Below are 2,604 nucleotides of genomic sequence, written 5' to 3' on the forward strand. Positions count from 1 at the left end.
TGTACCGGAATGATTCATCATTATTATCCGGAACTTTTCCGGGATGACCCGGTTAATCTGAACAGAGTAGAGCAGCTGATTAAAAAGACCTTTGAGTTTTCACAGTTTTTTGTCAATGTACTTGGAATGGATGATATTGGGGCATCATTTCCATATACAGTCACATACCACCCGTCTTGCCATGGCTCCAGGCTGCTGGGAGTGAAAGAGGAACCATATCGGATGCTGCAACAAGTAAGGGGAATAAAGCTGGTCCCGTTATCTTATGCGGAGGATTGCTGCGGCTTCGGGGGCACATTTTCTGTAAAAATGCCGGATATTTCGGGGGCGATGGTTGGAGAGAAATGTGCCCATGTCCGGAGAACGGAAGCCGATGTTCTGGTGGGAACAGACATGGGATGTTTGATGAACATCGGCGGATATTTAAAAAAACAAGGCCATCCCATTCGCATTTTACATTTGGCAGAACTTTTATACGAAGGGGTGAAAACACATGCCTGAATCACCCGGCCTTTCTTTGAAAGAGAGGAGCCGGCTGGCTCTTCAGGACGAGTTTCTGCGTTCAGCCGTACGTTTTACGACCGAACGACTGCGGAACAAAAAGAAAGAGAGTACGGAACGTTTGGGCAACTGGGAAGAATGGCGCGAACGCGGACGGCAAATCCGTGCGCATACCATCCAGTATTTAGATTATTATTTGGATCTGTTTGCCAACCGGGTTGAACAGGCCGGCGGGCACGTCCATTTTGCCAAAGATGCCCGGGAAGCGGCGGAAATGGTCCTGGGAATTGCCCGGGAGAAGCAGGCGAAATCCGTTGTTAAATCAAAATCAATGGTTTCGGAAGAGGTTCATGTCAATCAAAGACTGGCAGAGCAGGGAATCGAGTGTATAGAGACAGATCTGGGAGAATACATTATTCAACTGGCCAATCAGGCCCCATCCCATATTATTATTCCTGCCATTCACCAGACACGCCGGCAGATTGCCGAGCTTTTCTCCAAAGAGGGAGGGGAACAGCTTTCCGAGGAAACCAGAGTTTTGACCGCTTTCGCCCGCCGGAGACTGCGCGAGAAGTTTTTGCAGGCTGAGATCGGTATGACGGGATGCAACTTTGCCATTGCCGAATCCGGCAGCGTCATTCTTTTCAGCAACGAAGGAAATGGCCGGATGGTAACCACATTGCCGAAAACACATATTGTCATGATGGGGATGGAGCGAATCATTCCTTCCTGGGAAGACCTGGAGGTGATGGCAAATCTGTTGCCACGCAGCGCAACAGGGCAAAAATTGACCGTTTATATGTCGGCGATGACCGGGCCGCGCAGAAGAGGGGAATGGGACGGAGCAGAAGAAATGCATGTGATCATTTTGGATAACGGAAGATCCAACCAGCTGGGAGACCCCGAATTTCAGGAGGTTCTTCACTGTATCCGCTGCGGCGCCTGTCTGAATGTTTGTCCCGTTTATCGCCATATTGGCGGACATGCTTACGGCAGTGTATATCCGGGGCCGATTGGGGCTGTTCTTTCTCCCCTCCTGAATCCCGGGGATGAACAGATGCAGGAATTGTCTTATGCCTCCAGCCTTTGCGCCGCCTGTTATGAAGCCTGTCCGGTAAAAATTCCGCTTCATGACATGCTGGTTCATCTTCGCAGAAAAAATGTGGAATCAGCCCGGGTTTCCATAGGGGAAAAAATAGCTTTTAAAGGATTTGCCTCTGCATTTAAAAATGCCAGGCGGTACCGGATCACCATGAATACACTTCGGAACATCCAGAAACATACGGTCCGGGACGGCAGCAAGTATCCAAAACTGACCAGACTGGCCGGGCCTGCAAAAGAGTGGGCTGAACACCGCTCTCTTCCATTCTCTGAAAAGAAATCATTTCGTGATTCCTGGAAAACTTTGCAAGAAGAGCTGGCCAAAAGCGTAAGGAGGGACAGGTGATGACTGCGAAGGAAGAATTTTTGGCAGCAATCGCAAAAAAATTAGGCCGTGAGCGAATGACTCATCCCCCCGTCCGGCCGGTTAAGGGCCCTCCGGATTTCTGGAATCAATTTGTCCTGACAGAAGAGGAAAAAGTGGAGCGGTTTGTCCGTGAAGTTGAACAACTGGGGGGTAAAGTCTGCATTTATGGTACGCCGGATCAACTGTTGCAAGGGTTAAAACAGTTGCTGGAAGATCTAAACCCTCCTTCTGTGCTTACCTGGGGCGGAAACCAACTGGCTGATTGGCAGTTGGATCGGATTTTGACGGACTGGGAAGTGATGGAGTGGGAGCGGAGTTCTTTTTTGCGGGATGCCGCACAATCTACAGTAGGGATTACATCTGTTGACTATGCCATTGCCGATACCGGAACTCTCGTTCTCTGCACCAATGAGGACAAAGTAAGAGCAGCCAGTCTGCTTCCCGCTGTTCACATCGCCCTGGTCCGCTCCGAACAAATCAAAACAAGGATGGGAGAGGTATTGGAAGGGTTTGCTGTTTTTAAAGCCGATCGCGCTCCGTCTTCCATTCACTTTATTTCAGGGCCCAGCCGTTCTGCCGACATTGAAAATGACCTCAGCATCGGCGTTCACGGACCGGCGGCTTTATATATTTTT

At 49.8% G+C, this 2,604-nt stretch carries 3 protein-coding genes; all 3 read left to right on the top strand.

The window, feature by feature from the left end:
* Window positions 1-501: (Fe-S)-binding protein (locus I8U27_RS20285; RefSeq protein ID WP_198065926.1), on the top strand; the 501-nt coding region annotated here is incomplete at its 5' end.
* Entirely contained in the window at window positions 494-1,948 is a 1,455-nt protein-coding gene (locus tag I8U27_RS20290; RefSeq protein WP_181750597.1) for a LutB/LldF family L-lactate oxidation iron-sulfur protein, read from the top strand. The genes I8U27_RS20285 and I8U27_RS20290, both read left to right, overlap by 8 nt.
* Window positions 1,948-2,604: LutC/YkgG family protein (locus I8U27_RS20295; RefSeq protein WP_198065927.1), on the top strand; the 657-nt coding region annotated here is incomplete at its 3' end. The genes I8U27_RS20290 and I8U27_RS20295, both read left to right, overlap by 1 nt.

The sequence above is a fragment of the Paenactinomyces guangxiensis genome (assembly GCF_016055185.1).
In the GTDB taxonomy this organism is placed as follows: Bacteria; Bacillota; Bacilli; order Thermoactinomycetales; family Thermoactinomycetaceae; genus Paenactinomyces; species Paenactinomyces guangxiensis.